At 44.8% G+C, this 22,412-nt stretch carries 21 protein-coding genes and 1 other annotated feature; of the genes, 17 read left to right on the forward strand and 4 right to left on the reverse strand.

What is annotated here, in order from left to right:
* Positions 1-84: 84 nt before the first annotated feature.
* On the forward strand, positions 85-336 hold the full coding sequence (locus JI667_RS14790; protein ID WP_206856334.1) for an AbrB/MazE/SpoVT family DNA-binding domain-containing protein: 252 nt from the start codon (positions 85-87) through the stop codon (positions 334-336).
* Complete coding sequence (locus JI667_RS14795) at positions 336-734, forward strand: type II toxin-antitoxin system death-on-curing family toxin (RefSeq protein WP_206856337.1); 399 nt, start codon at positions 336-338, stop codon at positions 732-734. The genes JI667_RS14790 and JI667_RS14795 overlap by 1 nt, the downstream gene beginning before the upstream one ends.
* 124 nt (positions 735-858) lie before the next feature.
* Here JI667_RS14795 and JI667_RS14800 read toward each other — a convergent pair whose 3' ends face one another.
* A complete protein-coding gene (locus JI667_RS14800; RefSeq protein WP_244668336.1) occupies positions 859-2,235 on the reverse strand; it encodes an FAD-binding oxidoreductase in 1,377 nt (458 codons plus the stop codon).
* Positions 2,236-2,410: 175 nt separating this feature from the next.
* Here JI667_RS14800 and JI667_RS14805 point away from each other — a divergent pair, with 175 nt between their 5' ends.
* The 12 genes from JI667_RS14805 (at position 2,411) to JI667_RS14860 (ending at position 16,034) form a co-directional block, all read left to right on the forward strand.
* Entirely contained in the window at positions 2,411-3,079 is a 669-nt protein-coding gene (locus JI667_RS14805; protein WP_206856340.1) for a GntR family transcriptional regulator, read from the forward strand.
* On the forward strand, positions 3,076-4,089 hold the full coding sequence (locus JI667_RS14810; protein ID WP_206856342.1) for a DctP family TRAP transporter solute-binding subunit: 1,014 nt from the start codon (positions 3,076-3,078) through the stop codon (positions 4,087-4,089). The genes JI667_RS14805 and JI667_RS14810 overlap by 4 nt, the downstream gene beginning before the upstream one ends.
* Before the next feature lie 60 nt (positions 4,090-4,149).
* Positions 4,150-4,629: a TRAP transporter small permease gene (locus JI667_RS14815; protein WP_206856356.1), complete on the forward strand. Its 480-nt coding sequence runs from the start codon at positions 4,150-4,152 to the stop codon at positions 4,627-4,629.
* A complete protein-coding gene (locus JI667_RS14820) occupies positions 4,626-5,909 on the forward strand; it encodes a TRAP transporter large permease (RefSeq protein ID WP_206856374.1) in 1,284 nt (427 codons plus the stop codon). Before JI667_RS14815 ends, JI667_RS14820 begins: the two co-directional genes overlap by 4 nt.
* Positions 5,910-5,935: 26 nt before the next feature.
* Entirely contained in the window at positions 5,936-7,111 is a 1,176-nt protein-coding gene (locus JI667_RS14825) for an aminotransferase class I/II-fold pyridoxal phosphate-dependent enzyme (protein WP_206856393.1), read from the forward strand.
* Positions 7,108-8,730 (forward strand): M20/M25/M40 family metallo-hydrolase, encoded by a 1,623-nt coding sequence (locus JI667_RS14830; RefSeq protein WP_206856408.1) that lies wholly within the window; start codon positions 7,108-7,110, stop codon positions 8,728-8,730. The genes JI667_RS14825 and JI667_RS14830 overlap by 4 nt, the downstream gene beginning before the upstream one ends.
* A gap of 448 nt (positions 8,731-9,178) precedes the next feature.
* On the forward strand, positions 9,179-9,733 hold the full coding sequence (locus JI667_RS14835; RefSeq protein WP_206856411.1) for a DUF488 family protein: 555 nt from the start codon (positions 9,179-9,181) through the stop codon (positions 9,731-9,733).
* Between the two features lie 402 nt (positions 9,734-10,135).
* Positions 10,136-10,978 (forward strand): alpha/beta hydrolase, encoded by an 843-nt coding sequence (locus JI667_RS14840; RefSeq protein WP_244668337.1) that lies wholly within the window; start codon positions 10,136-10,138, stop codon positions 10,976-10,978.
* Positions 10,979-11,139: 161 nt separating this feature from the next.
* Entirely contained in the window at positions 11,140-12,636 is a 1,497-nt protein-coding gene (locus JI667_RS14845) for a phytoene desaturase family protein (RefSeq protein ID WP_206856418.1), read from the forward strand.
* A gap of 185 nt (positions 12,637-12,821) precedes the next feature.
* A complete protein-coding gene (locus JI667_RS14850) occupies positions 12,822-13,322 on the forward strand; it encodes a glycosyl-4,4'-diaponeurosporenoate acyltransferase (RefSeq protein WP_206856421.1) in 501 nt (166 codons plus the stop codon).
* Between the two features lie 18 nt (positions 13,323-13,340).
* The gene (locus tag JI667_RS14855; protein WP_206856424.1) at positions 13,341-14,894 is read left to right on the forward strand and encodes a phytoene desaturase family protein; all 1,554 of its coding nucleotides are present in this window, start codon (positions 13,341-13,343) and stop codon (positions 14,892-14,894) included.
* 33 nt (positions 14,895-14,927) lie between these two features.
* Positions 14,928-16,034, forward strand: coding sequence for a glycosyltransferase (locus JI667_RS14860; RefSeq protein WP_206856425.1), 1,107 nt, complete (start codon positions 14,928-14,930; stop codon positions 16,032-16,034).
* Positions 16,035-16,276: 242 nt separating this feature from the next.
* On the opposite strand, the gene JI667_RS14865 is transcribed toward JI667_RS14860, so the two are convergent.
* Positions 16,277-16,567, reverse strand: coding sequence for a hypothetical protein (locus JI667_RS14865; protein ID WP_206856426.1), 291 nt, complete (start codon positions 16,565-16,567; stop codon positions 16,277-16,279).
* 333 nt (positions 16,568-16,900) lie between these two features.
* Here JI667_RS14865 and JI667_RS14870 point away from each other — a divergent pair, with 333 nt between their 5' ends.
* Positions 16,901-18,127 (forward strand): DUF819 domain-containing protein, encoded by a 1,227-nt coding sequence (locus JI667_RS14870; RefSeq protein WP_206856429.1) that lies wholly within the window; start codon positions 16,901-16,903, stop codon positions 18,125-18,127.
* Between the two features lie 214 nt (positions 18,128-18,341).
* Complete coding sequence (locus tag JI667_RS14875; protein ID WP_206856433.1) at positions 18,342-18,782, forward strand: GNAT family N-acetyltransferase; 441 nt, start codon at positions 18,342-18,344, stop codon at positions 18,780-18,782.
* 273 nt (positions 18,783-19,055) lie between these two features.
* Here the strand turns inward: JI667_RS14875 and JI667_RS14880 are convergent, their stop codons facing one another.
* Positions 19,056-19,763: a bacteriorhodopsin gene (locus JI667_RS14880; RefSeq protein ID WP_206856455.1), complete on the reverse strand. Its 708-nt coding sequence runs from the start codon at positions 19,761-19,763 to the stop codon at positions 19,056-19,058.
* A 148-nt stretch (positions 19,764-19,911) separates the two neighbouring features.
* Positions 19,912-20,730, reverse strand: coding sequence for an STAS domain-containing protein (locus tag JI667_RS14885; protein ID WP_206856458.1), 819 nt, complete (start codon positions 20,728-20,730; stop codon positions 19,912-19,914).
* 283 nt (positions 20,731-21,013) lie between these two features.
* Here JI667_RS14885 and JI667_RS14890 point away from each other — a divergent pair, with 283 nt between their 5' ends.
* A complete protein-coding gene (locus JI667_RS14890) occupies positions 21,014-22,000 on the forward strand; it encodes an NADPH:quinone reductase (RefSeq protein WP_206856462.1) in 987 nt (328 codons plus the stop codon).
* 188 nt (positions 22,001-22,188) lie between these two features.
* Positions 22,189-22,407: a binding site (T-box leader), on the forward strand.
* Positions 22,408-22,412: the final 5 nt, after the last annotated feature.

Here is a 22,412-nt window from a genome sequence, read left to right on the forward strand (position 1 = left end):
TCGTGAATCACTGTCCCGGTCCCCGTGGCTTTCTAACGTTAGTATGTTATAATGGTTATAACGTTATGATGAGAGGTGAGGTAATTGGAACAATATGAACGGAGAGTTACAAAGATAGGTAATAGCTTTGGCATTACGATTCCAACTGACTTACTTAAGCAAGTCGGTTTAGCACAGGGAGATGATGTGCAGGTTGAGGTCGTAGAAGGGAAAATTGTGTTGAGGAAAAAAGAGCAGCTAACACTTCCAAAAGGCGTCGATGCTGAATTCATGGACATTTTAAATGATGTGATAAAGGAACATGATCAGGCATTTAAAGGGTTAGTGGATAAATAATGAATCAAATTATTTATTTGACAACGAATCAGGTGATTGCGATCAACACGATTCAAATTCGTCTGTATTCGCCAAATGAACCAGTGGGGGTTAAAGATGCGCACCTTCTTGATTCAGCCATTAACCGTCCAAAACAATCAGCTTTTGGTCGTGATGCTTATCCTGAAATCTATGATAAGGCAGCGGCTCTATTTGAATCTATTGCAAAAAACCATGCATTTCATAATGCCAATAAACGAACAGCGCTTGCTTCACTCATTGTTTTCCTGAAGATCAATCATTATAAATGGACGATGGGAATCGAAGAAGAACAAGATTTTACTGTGGATGTTGTGAATCATAAATATACGTTTGAAGAGATGACTTTCATCATTGAACAACACGTACAAAGAGTATAATGCCATTCTCATGGACTATTGAGAATGGTATTTTTGTTGTTACTTAAAAGAAGCAGGGGGACCGTCCATGTGCTTCATGAGTTCACTCTAGATAATACTCTGGTTAAGACCGGCAAAGAGGACTTCAGTCCCCTTTGCCGGCAAATATTTTCCCTGGGTTAAATCGAGAGTGTGGGTCTAGTAATGCTTTGATCGATTTCATCACATCGACGGCATGGCCATGTTCTGCTTCCTGATACTTCATCTTCCCTATGCCTACACCATGTTCACCAGTACAAGTCCCTTTTAGTTCTAATGCTTTCAATACTAGTTCGTTATTAATCGCCTCGGACTGCTTCCTTTCCATGGAGTTTTCTGGATCATATACGACAATCGTATGAAAGTTACCGTCCCCGACGTGACCGAATATACCTCCCAATAATCCACTTGCTTCAATTCTTTCTCGTGCGAATTCAACCAGGTCTGCAAGTTTGGATATAGGGACGCACACATCAGAGCCAGATACGGCCATTCCCTTTATATGTCTGAAGGCATAAGCTAATTCGTGCCGTGCACGCCAAATAGTGGCTCTCTCTATTGACCCGCTTGCATGCTTCCAATTTTCACATCCCCATTCTTCCATTAACTTTCCGACTATATTCGCGTCGTCTTTCGCTGAAACATGAGTACCGGAAAATTCAAAGAAAAGGGTATGTTGTACAGGGAAATGATACTCTCCATATTCATTGACTTGTTTCATGCTGTTGGCATCAACTAGTTCCATTCTCAAGACAGGCACTCCGCTCATTAAGACAGAATGGGCTGCCTCAACGCAGGCTTTAGGTGAATCAAATGTGCAGCTGGCTGCAATGGTGTGTTCAGGAATTCCATGCAATTTTAATGTGATTTCTGAAATGATCCCCAGTGTACCTTCTGAACCTGTGAATAAACTATTCAAGTGATATCCACTAGACGACTTTTTAGCGTTGCTTCCCGTTTTGATCGTTTTCCCATCTGCTAAAATAACCTCTAAATTTAACACTTGATCTTTCATAGAGCCATACCTGACCGCAGTCGTGCCACTGGCATTAGTCGCGACCATCCCGCCAATACTTGCATTTGCTCCAGGGTCAATGGGGAAAAATAGACCATGGGGATTTATCACCTTATTCAAATCTAGTCTTGTGATTCCAGGCTGAACCGTAACGGTCAAGTCTTCGGGTTCAAACGAAATGACACGATCCATACGTTCGAAATTCATCGATATCCCTTTGCGAATCGGGATGGCTTGTCCATCTAAACCAGATCCTGATCCAAAAGGGGTGATGGGAATATCGAATGTATTGGCTAGCTTTAACGCCAATAAAATATCCTCTTTCTCTTCTGGGAATACAACCACTTCAGGCTCTACAGGCGAGTGGGAGGATTCATCTTTACTATGGCGGAATCGATCCCCATCACTTATCCCCACCTTATTTTCACCTAGAACGTCCATTAATTCATGTAACCAATTCCTAGTCAATTTACATCCTCCTTCTCAATAATTTAAATATTCTAAATTTTATATTTACATCTAGCCTACCATGATTTACTATATATGTATACGGTATACCACCTTATAAGGTATGAGGTATACCACATGACAACAGAGACATCATGATTTGAAGATAAATAATGAAGAGATAGGAGGGAGTGACTTGCAAAGAATTATTAAGAAAGAGACATTAGCTGAGCAAGCCTTCAATTTAATTAAAACCGACATCATTTCTGGTAAATTAGCACCCCATGAAGAACTTCCTGAGAAAAAGCTGGCAGAGGAGTTGGGGATCAGTCGAACACCCATACGTGAAGCATTGAAGAGACTTGCGGCAGAAGGTCTTGTTGTAATCTCAGATGCAAAAATGGCCACTGTCGCTTCATTTACAGAAGAAGACGCGTTACAGTTTCTCGAAATTCGTGAGTTACTAGAAGTGTACAATCTTGAAATGATCGTAGATTCATTACAAGGAAGCTTACTAGAAAAAGTAGAGGGAAATCTGAAAGATCAATGGCAGGCGATTAAAGAGGATTGCTACGAAGAGTTCATTGAGCTCGACCGTGAGTTTCATCTCTTATTAGCAGAAGAAAATCCGAATCCAAAGCTGCGAGCAATGATACATACTTCAAACACCGGGGTTAATCGGGCGTTTCTGGTATTATCCAATACACTCCGCTTGAGTGCAAAGGAAGCATTTGAAGAACACAACCGGATCTTTAAAGCTCTACAATCAAAGCAAGTTGAAACAGCGAAAAAGGAAATGTCCAACCATATGAAAAACATTGAACGGCGAATTCAAGGATATTATCAAGAGGGGGAATTAAATTGAAAAAAATCTTTCCATTATTGTTCATTGCTATATTGATCATGTCGGCATGTGGGCGTCCCAGTACTTCTTCAAGTGAAGGTTCCGAGGAAACGTATACCATTCGAATTGCTCACTTAGTACCGGAGGAACAATCCTCCCATGTTGCAGCCGTTACCTTCAAGGAAAAGTTGGAGAAGGAATCAGATGGACGAATTAAAGTAGAGCTTTACCCAAATGGTCAGCTATATGGTTCAGACCGTGAAGCGATCGAAGCTGTACAGTTAGGTAACATCGAAATGACAATTCCTGCCGTAGCACCTCTTGCCTCTTTTAATGAAAAGTTCTTAGTATTTGATTTACCCTTCCTATTTAATAGCAATGAAGCGGCCTATAAAGCACTTGATGGAGAACTTGGACAAGAATTAATGGCCGACCTTGAAAAGAATGATCTTAAGGGATTAGTGTTCGGCGAAAATGGATTTCGCCATATGTCTAATAATAAAGGGCCGATTGAAAGCCCTGAAGATGTGAAGGGATTGAAGTTTAGAACGCTTGAAAACCCTCTACATACCGATACATTCAAAGCTTTCGGTGCCAATGCTTCTCCGTTTGCATTTGGTGAATTATACACTGCACTGCAACAAGGTACTTACGATGCCATGGAATGTCCAGTTTCCCTTTACTATACGAATAAGTTCTATGAAGTTCAGGATTATCTATCTTTAACCGGACATGTGTATGCAGCAACTGCTCTTATCATGAATAATGACTTCTACAATGAATTACCAGAAGATTTGAAAAAAATAGTTAACGAAGCTTCAGAAGAATACCGGGATGAGCAGCGTGGTCTTGCTCAGAAACAAGATGTTGAGTTTTTGAATAAATTGAAGGAAAACGGTATGCAGGTGAATGAGTTAACGAAGGAACAAAGAGATGCATTCCGTGAAGCGGCGTCATCCGTTTACGATCAATATGTACCGAAAATCGGTGAAGATTTGGTTAACAAGGCATTAGAAGCCAATAACGAATAATGAAAATCGGGAATCAGGGCTCATCCCCTTGATTCCTCGTTTTTGAAAGGAGCAGCATAGATGAAGAAGAATCTGGAGTATCTCGAAGAATTCATTCTCGTACTTACGTTAGCCTTGATGGTTGCCCTTATATTTGCTCAAGTAGTTGGACGATACGTCTTTTCTTCTGCCCCCAGTTGGACAGAGGAAATGGCTCGTTACATACATATCTTCCAGGTGTGGATTGGTGCTAGCTATGCGGTGAAGAAGCGACAACATATTCGGATTGAAGCATTTATCGAGCTTTTCAAGGGGACATTTAGGAAAATACTTGAATCACTCTCATTGCTTGTTTGGTTTGGACTGGCTGTGTTTCTCGCCATCTTTGGGACACAGCTTGTTCTTGCCAGTTTCCAAAATGGTCAAATCACGCCGGCCATGCAAATACCAATGTGGCTTCCGTTCTTAGCTATTCCCCTAGGTGGAGCAGGTATGGCTATGCGACTGGTACAACAATTCGTTTTGATATGGCGTTCTGAGAATGGGAAGGTGGAAGTATGATCATCCCTTTATTATTTGGGACCCTGGCTGTTTGTCTTTTAATCGGTGTGCCCATTGCCATATCCCTGGGAGTATCTGCTCTCGTCGCCATTTATTTTGGCTCAACTTTGCCTTTGGATATTATCACCCAAAAAGCGTTTACCTCTTTGGACTCTTTTCCTTTATTAGCGATACCATTCTTTATGCTTGCCGGGATCTTAATGGGGAAAGGAGGCGTTTCTCAGAGACTATTAAATCTTGCAACAGCTTTGGTAGGCTGGATGGTAGGTGGTCTATCCATGGTAACCATCGTCTCATGTATGTTCTTCGCAGCTATCTCTGGATCAGGGCCAGCGACTGTTGCAGCCATTGGTGGGTTTATGATTCCTGCAATGATTGCACGTAATTATAGTGGTGGGTATGCCTCGGCTGTAGCCGCTTCTGCAGGGTCTATCGGAGTCATCATCCCCCCAAGTATTCCATTTGTATTATATGGAGTAATTGGAGGGGTTTCCGTTGGGAATATGTTCTTAGCCGGTATTTTGCCTGGGCTTATGATTGGGTTAGCTCTAATGTTGACGGCTTATATCATTGCGAAAAAACGGGGATATTCACCTGAAGTACAAGCGTCTTTTCATTTTAAAGATGTGTTAAAGGCTTTAAATGATGCAAAGTGGGCCCTCTTAATCCCCGTTATTATTTTAGGAGGGATTTATGGAGGGGTGTTCTCTCCAACGGAAGCGGCTGTTGTTGCCGTCGTGTATTCACTGATCGTTGGTTTATTTGTTTATAAAGAACTGACGTGGAAATCGGTGTTTGAGAGCTTTCGGGAAGCAGTCGTCATTAACGCGACAACTATGATTATTATAGGTCTCTCCGTCTCATTTGCTTACTTTATGACATTGGAGCAGATTCCGAATGATATTGCTACATTTCTGACAGAGCTGTCTACAAATCCTATCATCATCCTGATTGCCATCAACATCCTCCTTTTGATTGTCGGGATGTTCATCGATACGATATCTGCTTTAGTGGTCTTGACTCCAATTCTATTGCCAATCGTTGTAGCAGTCGGTGTTGATCCTGTCCACTTCGGGGTCATTCTTGTAGCAAATCTGGCTATTGGATTTATTACACCGCCACTTGGAGTCAATCTATTTGTTGCATCAAGCGTAGGTGGGGTTCGGTTTGAAAAGATCGCTTGGGCAATCATTCCTTTTCTTGTTTCTATGTTCATTTGTCTACTTGTTATCACATTTTTTCCACCACTTTCTCTCTGGTTACCAGGGTTTACGAAGTAGTGGTAAAGAGAGAGGTGTAGAAGCATATGTCAACTACTATAAATGCTAGAGCCCGAGGGTTAGTGATTCCGGGGATACGTCAGTTTTCCAATCAGTTGGCTTTCTATCCCAATGCCGTCAATTTAACAGTGGGGCAGCCTGACTTTCCAACACCAGAATCTGTAAAGGAAGCGGGAATCAGGGCCATTGTTTCTAATCAAACAGGTTATTCACACAACGCAGGTTTACCGGAATTGCGCAGGGCCATTAGGGATTTCTTTGCGGATCAGTATGGGCTGGATTATAATCCGGAAACCGAAATCATTGTAACGAATGGCGCAAGCGAAGCAATTGATTGTGTGTTCAGGACCATCTTGGAAGAAGGGGATGAAGTCATCTTACCAGCACCACTTTACTCAGGATACGAACCCATTATTACCATGTGTGGTGCGAAAGTAATTTACTTAGATACTTCTATCACACAATTTAGACCTTCTCCTGAAAGGCTTGAGGCCTTAATCACGGACAAAACGAAAGCCGTCTTGTTTAACTACCCCTCTAACCCCACAGGCGTAACCTTAAGCAGGGAAGAGATGGATGAGCTGGCAATGGTAATGAAAAGGCATGATGTCTTTATTATTTCAGATGAAATTTATAGTGAAAATGCTTTTGAAGAGAGTCATCATTCCTTTGCCTCATATGAGTATTTGAAGGATCGCTTATTTCTCATACATGGTTTATCCAAATCACATTCAATGACAGGATGGAGAATTGGATTTGTATTAGGACCTGAATCGATTATGGAACACGTTGTGAAGATTCATATTTATAACGTCGTTTGTGCCTCGGTACCCGGACAATACGCTGCAATTGAAGCATTGTCCAACAATCGACATGTTCCTTCAGAAATGAATATAGCTTATAAAAAGCGGAGGGATTTTATTTACAAACGGTTAGTGGAGATGGGGTTTGATGTGGTTGTTCCAAAGGGGGCGTTTTATATATTTCCGTCTATTAAACATTTAAACTTATCCTCTATGGAATTTGCTACTCGCTTATTAGAAGAAGGTGGAGTAGCGGTCGTGCCAGGTAGCGCATTTACACATTTAGGAGAAGGGTATATTCGAATTTCTTTCGCCTACAGTATGGAAGTATTAGAAAAAGGACTTTGTCGCATAGAGAATTGGATCAATCAGTATCAGATAAAGGAGGTTATTTCATGAGTCAATGGGGGACACCTGAGTCTTTACGAGCATTGTTATGTGAGTTGGTGAGCTGGGATAGCAGAACTTTAACGGAGGGGGAGATCGATTTCCCTGTGAAACTTTCGGAGAAGATGAAGAATATCCCTTATTTTAAGGAAAACCCTGAGATGCTTCAGTTAGGGAAAGCTGATTTTGGAAGACAATTCTTAACGGCTCTCTATAAGAATAAAGAAGCAACGAAAACCATTGTGTTAATCAGTCATTTTGATACGGTGAGTACTGAGGAGTACGGGGAACTGGAGGCACTGGCTTTTAACCCGGAAGTGTTAACCAAGGAGTTGGAACACTACATCAGTGAATTACATCCTGAAGCCCAAAACGACTTGCGTTCAGGAGATTACCTGTGGGGACGCGGGATTATGGATATGAAGGCAGGGTTAGCCATTCATATGGCGATAATAGAAAAGGCAGCCTGTGAACAATGGCCGGTTAACCTTGTTTTGTTGACTGTGCCGGATGAAGAAGTCAATTCATCTGGGATGAGGGCAGCTGTTGCAGCGTTAAACGAACTCAAATCGGTACACGATCTTAGCTATACACTATTCTTAAATGGAGAACCTGTATTTTCTCAGAAACCGACTGATACAGCATATTACGTTTACTCTGGGACCATAGGGAAAATTATGCCTTCTGCACTTTTCTATGGAAGAGAAACTCATGTGGGGGAACCGTTGAGTGGTATGACCTCCTCTTTCATTGCTTCTTTTTTGACACGGAAAATGGAGTGGAATCCACTTTTTAGAGAAACCGAATATGGTGAGAAAAGCCCTCTTTCAATTACGCTGCAGCAAGAAGATTTAAGACTGAATTATTCAGCTCAGACTCCTTATGGAACAGTCGCCCTCTATAATGTATTTACCATGAAACGAACCGCTGCCGATGTAATGGAATTATTTGAAAAAGTGGCTGTCTCAGCAGCGGAAGAATGTAACGAATGGTATCGTCAGTTATGTGAAAGGGAGGACATTCCTTCTGTAGGAGAAGTAAGCGTTCTTCGCTACTCTGAGTTAATGGATTATGCCGAAAGAAAACTTGGGAAAGAGTATATAGAAGCCCTGAAGCATGATATCGGACATAACCAGGGGGATGATAGGGAGAAATCTTTTCGGATTGCCGACACACTCTTGATCAACTGTCAGGAGCTGACCCCAGCCATTGTCATAATGTTTACCCCCCCATATTATCCTCCGGTGAATACATCTGAACATCCTTTAGTATCAAGATGTATAAAAAGAGTGTCGAAAGTAGCCAAGGATCTATTCAACCTGCCTGTTGAACAAGCGCACTACTTTAATGGGATTTCTGATCTTAGCTATGTGAACTACAAAGATGATAACAATGGATGGGAGGTATTCGAAGAAAACACTCCGGTTTGGAACACAACCTATACCATTCCATTCAACGAAATGCATAAGTTGGATGGCCCTGTCTTAAATGTTGGACCGTTTGGAAAAGATGCACATAAACGAACCGAGCGATTATATAGTGAAAGTGCTTTTGTAAAGACTCCCATTTTTGTTGAAGAAGTGATTAAAGAGGTTATGCGTAATGATCAAGAGGGAATGAAAGTAGTGTAAGCGCGAAAGGAATTTCGGGTATATGTTCTCATTTCACCCAAGCTTTTTGCGCTGGAAAAAAAAAGCTGATATTCGAATTGAATAAGAATGAAATGAGCCTGAACCTAATTGTGGTAGAGTTTTACCTCCAAAGGTCAGGCTTATTTCTTTCTGAAGCCAAAGGACCTGCCCCTGTGGACTATCCTGCTTGGATTACGGTAGATGAATGGATTGACATTCAGGTAAACGAAATATAAATGGGATTGCAATGGAGGAACATAATAGACAAAGAGAGAAAGATCAAAGGAACAAATCATGCAGGGAAATACAGAACTCTTTCACTGCAGGACAAAAGGTATGCAAACAAAGACTAGTGAAGTAAGCGAAGGGGTATAGGAAACGAAAGAACGGTTACGTATCTCACGGTTATCTAAACTGAGAGTATATTCTGCAGAAAGGCGGAGTTTGAATGAACATTTACTCAATCGGGCACTCGACTCACTCGAAAGAACAATTCCTGAACATGCTTAATGCCGTAGAGATCCAATACATAGCGGATATCCGCGCTTTCCCAGCCAGTCGAAAACATCCTCAATTCAAGAGGGAGAACATGAGAGAGTGGCTGGGTGAAGCAGGAGTAGAATACCGTCATTTTCCGAAGCTAGGAGGCAGGAGGCGTTTGTCGGGAGTGGTTGGTGAAGACCTGAATGCGGGCTGGAACAACCGATCGTTCCACAATTATGCAGATTACACGTTGACGGATGAATTCAAGGATGGGCTGGAAGAGTTGAAGGAGGCGGCTGCTGAGATCAAATTGGCGTATATGTGCTCGGAACGCCATCCTGCCAGGTGTCACCGCCTGTTGATCAGCAATGTGCTGAAAGCAAATGGCTGGGATGTCTCTCACATCATCGATGATTCTGACGGAAAGGCTGAAGTGATCAGTCACGAACTCAGCCAATGGGGAGCCTTGCCGATCATTGAAGAAGATGGGACGGTCGTGTATCCGGAACTGGGCGGATAGGGGAGAGGGGGGACCCACACTGCCCTTCCTATTCGTGTTCACCGAATCTATCAGAAAATACGATCAGAACGGTCCCCCGTTCACACACAAAAAAGGGTTATGTCCCTTTATTGTGGAATACTAGATAATAGAATGCTTAACTACCCCAGTCTAATCTATCAAAACTCTCTACATATTGTCTGAAATAACCGATACTTCCTGGTTTTACCATGTCGGAAAACGGGGAATAATGAAAGAGTGTGAGAAATCGTAGAAAGACGGATAGCACGTGTCCCAGAATGTCAGCTACTCTAATCACCAAGGGAGGTATCGTGTATGTTTCCTGTCGTTATGGCAAAGTTACTGCGCCTCTATTCTGATCACTCCAAGAAGCCACCTATGATTCCCCGTCAGGAGGTCAACATGAAGAAAGATGTGTTCGTTGAAACATCTGTCGGGCCCACTTCCATTTCCTTCTATTATCCTTTGGCAGCAACACAGAAAAAACTCCCTGTCTATATCAACTTCCATGGCGGGGCGTTCATCATGAATGATAAGGAGCTGGACGATCCCTATTGCCGGTATCTTTCGAATCAGGCTGAATGTGTGGTTCTGAATGTCGGATATGGCAAAGCACCGGAGTATCCTTTTCCGAAAGCCATTGAACAGGGTTTTGACATCCTTCAGTGGGTGAAGGGAAAAGCGGAGGACTTGGGTATTGATGCAGGGAAGGTCCTGGTTGGCGGCCAAAGCTCAGGTGCCAATATCGCCGCAGCCCTTTGTCTCTACATTGAAGAGAAAGGGGAGGAGCAGCCACTGCTTCAAGTGCTCTCGTGCCCTATGCTGGATTTTGTCACCCCTCATGCGGAGAAGCCGGAACCAGGTATGTGGCGTTCCCTCTTTCCTAAAGCAGCCCATTTTATCCACCTGTGTTACGTCCCGGAGAAAGGACAAGCGGGGCATCTTCTCGCTTCCCCTGTCCGTGCCGAGGTTAGCGGCCGCTTAGCTTCAGCCTTGATTCTCATAGCAGAGTCCGATGCGTTCAGGCCGGAAGCCGAATGTTACGCGGAGAAATTAAAAGCAGCAGGGGTGAACGTTCAAGCGGCGTTATTCAGGGGATGTTCCCATGCGTTTACCCATCTGGGGCCAAAGGAAAGAGCGGAAGAGGCCTGGCAATTGATCGCAGGGAACATCAAGGCTGTGGCTGAAGACTCTCGGAATGCCGAAACACATCCAACGTTTTCCTTTAGAGGGAGAGAGGTATAAGATAAGTAAGGAGTGTACAGACTTGATGTTGAAAAAAGTCAGACAAACCGACGATCGTTCACTGATCCGGAAATAGATCAGATGGAGGGCAGTCAGATGTTGAACGTGACTAAAAACCTACATGCTCAAACCAAGATTTCGAACAGGAGGAACGGTAACCATTGAAAAATAAAACGGTACTTATCATTGGAGGCGGACTCGGCGGGGTGTCGGCTGCCATTTCACTAGCACAGGCGGGATACGATGTTTCCTTATATGAAAAAAACGATCACATTGGAGGAAAGTTGAACCGGCTGGATCAAGATGGCTTTGGTTTTGATCTTGGCCCGTCCATTTTGACGATGCCGCAGATTTTCGAGAAATTGTTTGCGGCCAGCGGAAAGTCCATGAAGGATTATGTCCCGATTGAGAAGCTGGATCACCAATGGCGTTCCTTTTTCCCTGATGGAAATATCATAGACTTATATGAAGATGTGAATGACATGAGGGAGAAGAATGCCTCTCTCACTGAGAAGGACATTCGTGAATATCAGAAGCTGCTGGATTATTCGAAAACCCTCTATGATATGACGGATAAAACGTTATTTAAACATGGTGTCGATTCGACGAGAGGGATGATGAAGCATACGGGACTGTTCTCGGCCTTGAAGAACTTTGACCTGTTATCTACGGTACATAGATCCCTCGATAAGCGGATCAGCAATGAGCAGTTTCGCGATATGCTCTCCTATTTTATCAAATACGTCGGTTCTTCCCCTTACGATGCGCCGGCCGTAATGAATATGATGATCTACATGCAGCATGACCAGGGGGTATGGTATGTTCCCGGCGGGTTGCACAAGCTGGCGGACGGCCTCGTGAAGCTGGCGGAAGAAGTGGGGGTTACCTTCCACCTTGGAAAGCCGATCGTCAAGCTTGAAAAGAAGGATGGCGAAATTACCGGAGCCGTTTTGGCAGACGGGACACGCCTTACGGCAGATTACTTTGTTTCCAATATGGAAGTGATACCGGTTTACGAGCGCTTACTTGAGGAAGACAGCCATTATATTAAAAAATTAAAAAAGAAATTCGAACCGGCAAGTTCCGGTCTCGTCATGCATCTGGGCGTGAAGAAGAGCTATCCGCAGCTGCGCCATCATAATTTCTTTTTCGCCGAAAATATGAAGCAACAAATGGAATCGATCTTCCATCGCCGTGAATTGCCTGAAGATCCGGTCATTTATCTCGTAAACGTCAATAAGACCGATCCGACACAGGCCCCTGAAGGACATGAAAATATCAAAGTGCTTCCTCATATTCCTTTTATCCGGGATGAAAATCCGTATACACAAGCCGATTATGAACAATTCGCTGAGCGGGTCCTGATCAAATTGGAGAAAATGGGCCTTGACGGCTTGCGTGACAACATTGTCACTCGTGATATGTGGACACCGGAAGATATCAGGCGCACGTATGGATCCGACCGTGGTGCGATTTATGGGACCGTCTCGGACAAAAAGAAGAATAAAGGGTTTAAGCATCCGAAGCAGAGTGAACGCTATGACAATCTCTATTTTGTCGGGGGGACAGTGAACCCTGGAGGCGGAATGCCGATGGTTACCTTAAGCGGCCAGCTTGTAGGCGAACAAATCGTGGAGAGGGATTCATCCCCTGCCTGAAGATGATCGAGCCTTTCCGGAGGCATGACCGGGGAGGCTGGTTTTCTTATTTTCCGTTCCGGGAAACCCGATTACAGAGCGTATCACGACCCTCATGCCGTATGCCGGTCGGACTATGAACACGTTAAGGAATTGGCTATTCTTATCGGAACACCATTGTACCTTTTAAAATAAGGAGTTATGTCATGATCGTATCACTGCCTGTCCATTGGATCATTATCATTGATATATTTGCCTGGACGTTCTTTCATCTCGCTATTTCAGCCATTTGCTTGAAATTGCCTTTGACCTGGTTTCTGGAAGACCGTTTCTGGTTTCGGATTTTCTCTTTTGAACGATCCGGAGAATTGTGGCAGCGTTTGTTCCGGGTGAAAACGTGGAAGGGACTTATTCTGGATGGCACGATCTTCTTCAAAAAGGGATACAGCAAAAAAGGGTTGCATGGCATGAAGTCGAGGGACCTGATGGTCTTTGCGGCAGAAACGAAACGCGCGGAGTTAACCCATTGGCTCTCCATTCTCCCTGCTCCTCTGTTCTTCATATGGAATCCAGTATGGGCAGGATGGGTGATGATTGCCTATGCCGCTGTCTTCAACCTTCCGATTATCGTCGTTCAACGGTACAATCGGGGGCGCATATCGGCCATTACGTCAGGACTTGGCAGGAAATCAAGCAGACTATTGTAAGGAAATGAGGGTATGTACATGAGTAAGAAGGTGATTGTCGTTGGGGCAGGTGTTGCGGGACTTGCCAGTGCCATCAGACTTCAGCACGCGGGGTACCAGGTGGAGTTATATGAAAAAGGACCCACCCCCGGAGGCAAAATGAATCGAATTGAACTGGACGGCTACACGTTTGACTTGGGGCCGAGTATCGTCATGATGCCGGAACTGTATCGGGAACTGTTCGAATTATGCGGCCGTGATCCGGATGATTATATTCCGATGGAAAAACTGGATCCGATTTACCGGGCTTATTTCAGTGATATTCCCGACAAGCCTTTTGATATCTCGACAGACCTGATCCAAATGACAAAGACGATTGAATCCCTCAGCGAATCGGATACGGAAGGGTTCTTCCTCTATCTGCATGAAATTTACAAACGTTTTGTCATCGCGAAACAACATATTCTTCAAAGACCATTCCGGAAGAGATCCGATTTTTATAATTTCGGCCTGCTGAAAGAAGTGTTGAAACTGAAGCCATACGACACGGCGGACTCTTTCATGGGGAAATTCATTAAGAATGAAAGGCTGAAGCAGTTAATCAGTTTTCAAACATTGTACATAGGCATTTCCCCGCTTAAAAGTCCATCTTTTTATACGATGATCCCGATGATTCAATTTTTATACGGAGTATGGTTCATCAAAGGCGGTATGTATACGATGGCATTAGCCATGGAGAGGCTCTTCAAGGAACTGGGAGGAACCGTTCACTATGGCACGGCTGTAGAGGAAATTTCCATTCAAAACCGCAAGGCGGACGGAATTATCGTAGACGGCAAGAAAATCCCTGCGGATTACGTGGTCTGTAATGCAGACTTCCCTTATGCCATGAAGCACCTGGTAAAGGACAAGGCTTCTAAAGGGAAATTTACCGATAAAAAGATCGACAGCATGAACTACTCTTGTTCATGTTTCCTGATGTATCTCGGGATGAACAGGAAATATGAAGAAGTCGATCATGTACATACATTTATTTTTAACGAAAAGCTCAATCAGAACCTGGAGGATATTTTTGACGGGAAGAGATTAACGAATGCCTCCTTTTATGTGTACATCGCTTCAAAGAAAGATCCATCCCTTGCACCCGAGGGGAAGGACGGTCTGTACATTCTGATGCCCGTTTCCAATATCGAAACAGCCGACTATAAGTGGGACGAGAAAACCATTTCTTATTATCGAAACTACATTTTAAATGAATTAAAGAAAATTCGCGGCTTTGAAAATGTCGAGGATGAGATTGTCACCGAAACGTATACGACACCACTGGATTTCGAATCGAAATTCAATGCCTATCGCGGGGCCACATTCGGCTTGCAGCCAACACTGGACCAAAGCAACCACAAACGTCCCCAAAGCAAGGCAAGCCATTGTGAGAATCTGTACTTTACCGGAAGCAGTACACATCCCGGCGCCGGTGTTCCGATCGTACTGTTATCAGCCAGGATCACCGCACAGGAACTCATCCAGGATGATACAGGAAATCTGTACGATTATTCAGCGAATATCAAGTCTGAACGGGGATTGTCGCATTAATGACGACACCCGTAGAGGAAGGAGGCAGGTTACATGACAGCTTCAGAAGTGATCAATCTCATCCTGGGTGCCCTGGGGATTATCGTTGGCATCATCGTCTTTTGGTCCTTGCCGGTCCCAAGATTCACCTCCAAACATACAGCGGGGCTGCCGTTTGTGTCCATCATTATCCCTGCCAGGAATGAAGAGGGCAGGATCACCCCGCTATTGCAGTCCTTAGAGGAGCAGCGATTCAAATCATTTGAAATTCTGTTGGTGGATGACGATTCATCGGATCGGACCGTGGCTGTGGCAGAAAGCTACGGTGCAACGGTCCTGCAGAATAATGGGGCGGGAAAATCGTCTGCCTGCTGGCGAGGTGCCAAGGAGGCAAAAGGGATCTGGTTACTATTCCTGGATGCCGATACCCGATTCACCAGTGTGGATGGATTACGTAATCTCCTTCATTACTACCAGGGAAAAGGAGCCAGGGGCATCCTCGCCCTGCAGCCCTATCACACAGTGGAGCGAGTGTATGAGCATCTCTCCATTGTCTTTAACATCATCGTTGTGGTGGGCATGAATCTGTTCACCGCCTGGGGATCACGTTTCAAAGCCGCCGGCTCGTTCGGTCCATGTATCCTATGTAATCGAGACGATTACTTCTTAACCGGAGGACATGAGAAAATCGAGGGGGCCATCATGGATGATCTCGCACTGGGAGAGGCCTTTCTTGATCAGAACCTTCCCGTTCGCTGCCTGGGCGGCAGGGGGATCATTTCGTTCCGCATGTATCCGGAAGGCTTGGGAAGCCTTGTGGAAGGCTGGTGCAAAAGCTTTGCCGTAGGGTCCAAGTCCACTCATCCCGCCGTCATGTCGATGGTCATCCTCTGGATCACCGGCAGTTTAACCACCGCGTCTGCTTTGATCTCTTCGATTATGGAGGGAAGAGCCGCGGCTATAATTGTCAGTGGGGCATTGTATCTCCTCTATGCGGCTCAAACAGCCTGGTTTGCCCGCAGGGTCGGGGACTTCAGATGGGTGTATTTCCCTTTTTATCCGTTGTGGTTTGCATTCTTCGCCGTGATATTCGCTTATTCTTTCGTTCGGGTGAATGTTTTTCATTCTGTGAAGTGGAAGGGGCGGAAGATAGATGTGTGAAGGGCCACTTTTCCAGAGTTTTGAGGGTAGACCGAGGTCTGTTCCCATGGCTTTTCAGGAGTGGTTTGAGAGATGGTTGAATGAGAAGGGTGCCTGACCACATAGGTCAGGCACCCTTTTTGGATTTACGATGGAATGATCTCATAAAAGAGAAATCGAAGAAATGAAGTGTGGATCATGGTGAGAGGGAACGAAGAGTAGGTATAAGATAATCGTCATAACGTTGTCTAGAGTCTTGACCATTACCTTTCAGCTCGATTCTCAAGGGTGAACACCCGTTTATCAATATCAGTGATTCTGGTGTTCAGATAATGAAAGTCTGTTTCAGAACGTTGGTTGCCTACTTTTAACAAAGCAATGACATCTTCTGTTTGTAATGTTTCAATTCTATTGACCGTGTTCTTTATCTCTTTCAAATCATTTCCGAATTCCTTCAGTTTACCATCGAACTCCTTCATATTACTGTCTAATTCTTTAATGTTCCGTTGAATATCAGATAATATGTTCACGATTTGGTTGTCCGTTTTTCTCACCTCCTTCCCATAATTATAGTGGAATGAATCATCGTGTGTGAACTCTCATGCAGAGGGGAAAGGAACATTATTCCAGATATCTTCGTATATATTTTCCTGCACTTTGAATGATTTTACAGATGAGCTTCATTCAATGTTTGGGAGTGGGCTTTTTTGTAGGAATTATCTTGAAGTGTGAAAGTGGGAAACTCAACACTCAACTGCTTTGCCTTGGCTTAAAAGGAAGCACGAGAACCGTCCCCATGCTTTCCTTCAGTAGTAATATTTTGAATTTTCCACCAAATACAGGTACTATTTTAATAGTGAGAAAACTAATGAAAAGGAGGATTCATTTTGGAAGAGACACTCATTAAGGCAGACGATTACATCACATTATGGGGAATCATTGTCGTATGGGCTTCTGCCAGCATCTATTTAGAACAGCGTTACGACTGGGCGGCGAAGATTTCAGGTGCCATCATTGCCCTTGTCGGGGCTATTATTCTATCAAATACCGGTATCATCCCTACAGCGTCGGCGGTGTATGATGCCGTTTGGACGTTTATCATTCCCCTTGCCATCCCGCTGCTCCTGTTCCATGTGAACGTTAAGAGAGTCTGGCAGGAAAGTGGAAGGCTGCTCATGCTTTTCTTGATCAGCTCGATTGGTACCGTTGCAGGGGTGATCATCAGTTTCTTCTTATTGAGGGATCACATACCGGTCCTCGATAAGATAGGAGCGATGCTGAGTGCGTCCTATATTGGGGGAGGCGTCAATTTTGCCGCCATGGCTGGGAAATTCGAAGCGCCCGGGGAAATGGTTTCTTCTGCAGTGGTCGCGGACAATTTAATGATGGCCATTTATTTCATTGTACTCATGACGATACCTGGAATCGGTTTTTTCAGAAAACGGTTTCACGCCCCTCATGTGGAGAAAGTGGAGAGCGGCAGAATGAAAGAAGAGGGGAAGACCCTTGCGGAGAGCTTCTGGGAGAGAAAGGATATCTCTTTAAAGGATATTGCGCTGTCAGTCGGGACGGCTTTCCTGCTCGTGATGGTTTCGTTTAAAATCGCCGGCTTCCTGGACGGGGTGATTCCTTCCGGTGAGGAGACGTCTTTCTTCCTCAATCTGTTGAATGGTTTGTTCGGCGACCAGTACTTAATGTTGACGACATTGACATTCCTGGCACTTGCTCTGTTTCCGAAGTACTTTGAATCGATCAATGGAAGCCAGGAAATCGGGACGTTCCTCATTTACTTGTTCTTTGTGGTGATCGGCATTCCGGCATCGATCCCGATGATCGTTGAAAATGCTCCGCTGCTGCTTGTGTTTGTGTTCATTATTGTCCTGGTGAACATGGCCGTGTCATTGACGGCAGGAAAGCTATTGAACTATGATCTTGAAGAAATCCTTCTGGCCAGTAATGCAAACGTCGGAGGGCCGACAACTGCAGCAGCCATGGCCATTGCAAAGGGATGGAAGGATTTGATTGGTCCGATCCTTGTGGTGGGGACGCTTGGGTATATCATTGGGAATTATATTGGAACGACATTGGGATTATGGTTTTCGGGTCTGATGTAGAAACAAGGGGACGGTTCTGTTGCTCCGCTTTCATCAAAAGGAAGCATGAGAACCGTCTCCTTGCTTATTGTTCACCAAAGAACTGCTATAATAGTGCTATTGCAGCCATGGGGACAGGTACATTGGCTTTCTTGGCCACTATGAGAAAGGTGCCAACGGACCAGTCCCTATGGCTCTTTCAAAAAAGAACAATACAGTAGAGGTGTCCTATATCATGAGTTGGAAGATAAAGAGCTTTAATGAACTATCAACCCACGAGCTATACGAAATACTGCAAGTAAGGACCCGGGTTTTCGTCGTGGAGCAGGAATGTGCCTACCTGGAAGTCGATGGGAAGGATCTGCACTCCTATCACCTTTATAAGGAAGTAAACGGTGAAGTGGCTGCCTATGCAAGGCTCTTACCTGCAGGAGTTTCATACGAGGAACCGTCCATTGGGAGAGTTCTTGTGAAGGAAGAATATCGCAGGAAAGGATTCGCAGGCGAATTGGTTAAAAGAGGATTGGCTTTTATCCACGCTGAGTGGGGTGAACAAACGGTGAAGATTCAGGCTCAGGAATATTTGCGGGAGTTCTACGGGTCATTCGGATTCAGGGCGATAACGGAGACTTATCTGGAAGATGGGATTCCGCATATTGATATGATTTTGGGGTAGAGTGGGGCCGTTCCCCGCTCTACTTTTTTCAGTTCATCCATAGGCCGATAACTGTACTGTGGCATTACTGCCCTACGTTGGGATAAAGAGGTGAAGTGGTACCTTTGTTCTTTGCGTGCTTACTCTTAGCTGCTGTTTATCTTTATGTACCTTTTGTAAGCTGGGAGGAGTCAACAAATGTGTACTTCAGAGCGGGACCGGGTTTGATGTGGAATAGGCTCAATCGTATAATCACGGTTCCTGATCCCAACCTCTTTCCACGTTTCCCCATTTTCATCCATGCTTCAAATGACGCAATTGATACAAATCCAATAAGCTGAATCCAACTTTCGAAAAAATGGGCAGGATGACGAATAATAAGGTAGCCCCTGCCTGTCCCGTGATCTGTAGCCCTGAAGGTCCGAGGAGCCAGGCAATGGGATAGCTAACCCAGAAGAAGGTCAGATATCCGCACATGATCAGGTACACCTTATAAAGTTTCTGGTCCTGTTTCTCAGCGATCTTTCTCAACGGTACCCAAATGACCCAAAGAATGACGAGGAATGCAGTGACACCTGTTAGATACCAGGTATACACCGAGACACCGGAAGACAGGTCAGCAATAAATCCGGTTGTGATCATGATGACGTCTGCCACCACCAAACTAGCAATGATGATGGGATCCTTCTTCTTTACCTGATGCATGCCGGTTAACGCAAGAGCAGTAAGCAATAAGGGTGTCGTCACGACCCAGTCCAGATAACGGGCGAAATAAACGAGTTGCCCTTGTACGAGAAAGGATCCCTGTCCCATGGCCAGGGACATATAAGCCAACCCCGACCAAACGGGAATGAGGAAAGCGATGAGATACTCCACCCTCGGAACCCCTCTTCTGCTTCTGCTCCATAAGGCAAAGACCGTTGCTCCTGCAAACATACTCCCCACGTAAATCCATAACAGTGTCACTTCGATATCACTCATAAATGCATACAATTGTTTCACAACCTCCTAGGTATTAACCTATTGGAAAGGGAATATACCCTGGCAGATGGTGTCTACCACCGATTATGATGTGGATGACGACGCGAAAAAAAATAAGCACAGGGACGGTTCCCGTGCTTATTGGAGCCGGGACATCTGTTCCCCTGGCTTACAGATATTCCTTCATAGCCATATGAAGACTTGAAGTCACTGTGATATTAGAACTATCAATTCCAAGATGCGTCATGGTCTGGGCGATTTCAGGTCTTATTCCAGACAGGATGGCTTTGATTCCAATCAGTGATAAGGCTTCCACTACCTTAAAGATGCGGTCTGCCACCATTGTATCGATGATGGGAACGCCGGAGAGATCTATTACTAAGCATTCCAGGGATAATTCGTTTCCTCTTGAGAGTGCTTTATCCATGAGTTCTTGGGCTCTTTCGGTGTCAATGTCACCGATTAAAGGGAGGATGCCGATTTGGTTGGTGATTTTAATCACGGGAATCGATAGCTCCAACGCTGTCGCTTCTGCCGCGTTGATCCGCGTATAGAACCTTCTTGTATACGACAAGCTCAGCCAATGAACGGCCCTGTCCACCACTGCGTCAAAGTCCGAGATCAGGTTATAGAATTGATCGAATGTCAAATTGAAAGCCGCCGCTTCCTCTTTAATGATGTGCCCGATTAAGTTCCGGTAATCTCTCACTTCGTCAAGAGCAACTTCCAATGGAAGATTGAAATTGACGAGTGTGTCAACGGCTTCTGATCCCCACTCTTGTAGTTGTTCAAAGGACGTATCCAAGTCACTTTCAATGGATTTCGCATAGATGTCAATGATATTTTCCCGCCAACTATGAAGTTTTGATTCTATGTTGTTGTATTGATTTGTTCTAAGATTGTCTTTTTGAACGATAAGCTCCTGCTTTTGGCTCAATATTTTAACACAAATGGCTTTCATGTATGTTCGTCTGCCTTGTTCAATCATGTATCCACCGTCTCTCCTTTACCTATAGATTCCAATTATATTTTAACATGGGGAAGAGTGGGAATGGCAGAGGCTATGGAGACGGGTCCCTTGGCTCATGCATAAACGGGGAATTGGGAATAATGGGGGTGTTTGTCAGGAGATCTTTAAGGGAAACGAGGAATGAAGGAGCGGTGTTGCCGCTTGAATAGATTAAACCGTTTCTATGCTCCTGATATAAAATCATCGATACTGGTGAAGCTAAAGAATAGCGATATTAACGAGAAAGTGGAGGTTTTTTTGTATGAAAGCAGCGTGGTTTAATGAATTTGGTTCACCATCAGAGGTTCTTCAACTAGGGGAGGTTGATACGCCGGTCCCGTCACATGGGGAAGTATTGATCCGGATGCACACGTCGGGTGTCAACCCTTCCGATACGAAGAAACGCCTTGGGTCATTCCAGGATCTACTTGATAACGGTCCCGTCATTCCGAATAGTGACGGTGCAGGAATCATTGAGGCAGTAGGGGAAGGTGTCCCTCATTCCCGTATAGGTGAACGGGTCTGGGTGTATCAGGCCCAGTATGGACGCCTTCACGGGACGGCCGCACAATATGTATCGATTGAAAGTAAACGGGCCGTTCCTCTCCCGGAGAACACCAGCTTTGTGGAAGGGGCTTGCTTAGGGATCCCGGCTATGACCGCGCATCGCAGTGTGTTCTCGGATGGTCCTGTGGAGGGGCAATGGTTGTTGATCACAGGTGGTGCCGGCCGCGTCGGTCACTATGCGATCCAGTGGGCCAAACTTGCAGGTGCAAAGGTCATTGCGACCGCGAGCAACGAGACAGCCCGTCAGCACTGTGTGGAGGCGGGAGCGGATTATGTCGTCGATCATCGAAGCGATGGCATGGTCGATGAGGTGCTTAAGATGACAGGCGGAGTCAAGATGGATCGAGTGATCGATGTTGAATTTGGGGCGAATCTTCCGAGGGTACTGGAGCTGATCCGCACCGGGGGAGTGATAGCGACGTACTCGTCCACTGTTGTTCCAGAACCAACCTTGCCTTTTCGAGACATGATGTTTATGGACTTGACGCTGCGCATGATTATTGTGTATGCCATGCCGGAACGTGCGAAGCAGGATGCGATTGAGGATATTACAAAGGCACTTGAGAATAATCAACTGCAGCACCGGATTGCAAAGACGTATAAGCTGGATGACATAGCAGAGGCGAACGAGAAGATAGAGGATGGGGACTTTTATGGGTGTGTGGTGGTTGAATTGGAGTGATGGTGTGGTCTTTGCCTGACACCAGCCTTAGAGGTTCATGACTAGCCAGAAGGAAGCATAGCCATTCCCTATGCTTCCTAAGGATATTTCTATGAGCCAAGGGGACAGGCCCCTTGGCTCTGCCTATCGTTCTTACATATATATTGACAAGTAAATTGGTAATATATAGAATGTTCTAAAAGATATAGGTAAACGCGTTGATTAGGAGTAGTAAGGATACGTTATTGTGCAGAGAGCTGCCGGAAGGTGAAAGGCAGTCAATGACCTCCCCAACTCGCCTAGGAGTGGATAGATCGACAGGCAGGTCTATACGGGTAACTTCCGTCATCGGGTCTTGAGATGTTTAATTTCGATTGGAATGAAAACAAGAAGAGTGGTACCGCGATAGGGATCCTATCGTCTCTTTATGAGA

The organism is Bacillus sp. NTK074B, from assembly GCF_017303375.1.
Taxonomy (GTDB): Bacteria; Bacillota; Bacilli; order Bacillales; family Bacillaceae_B; genus Rossellomorea.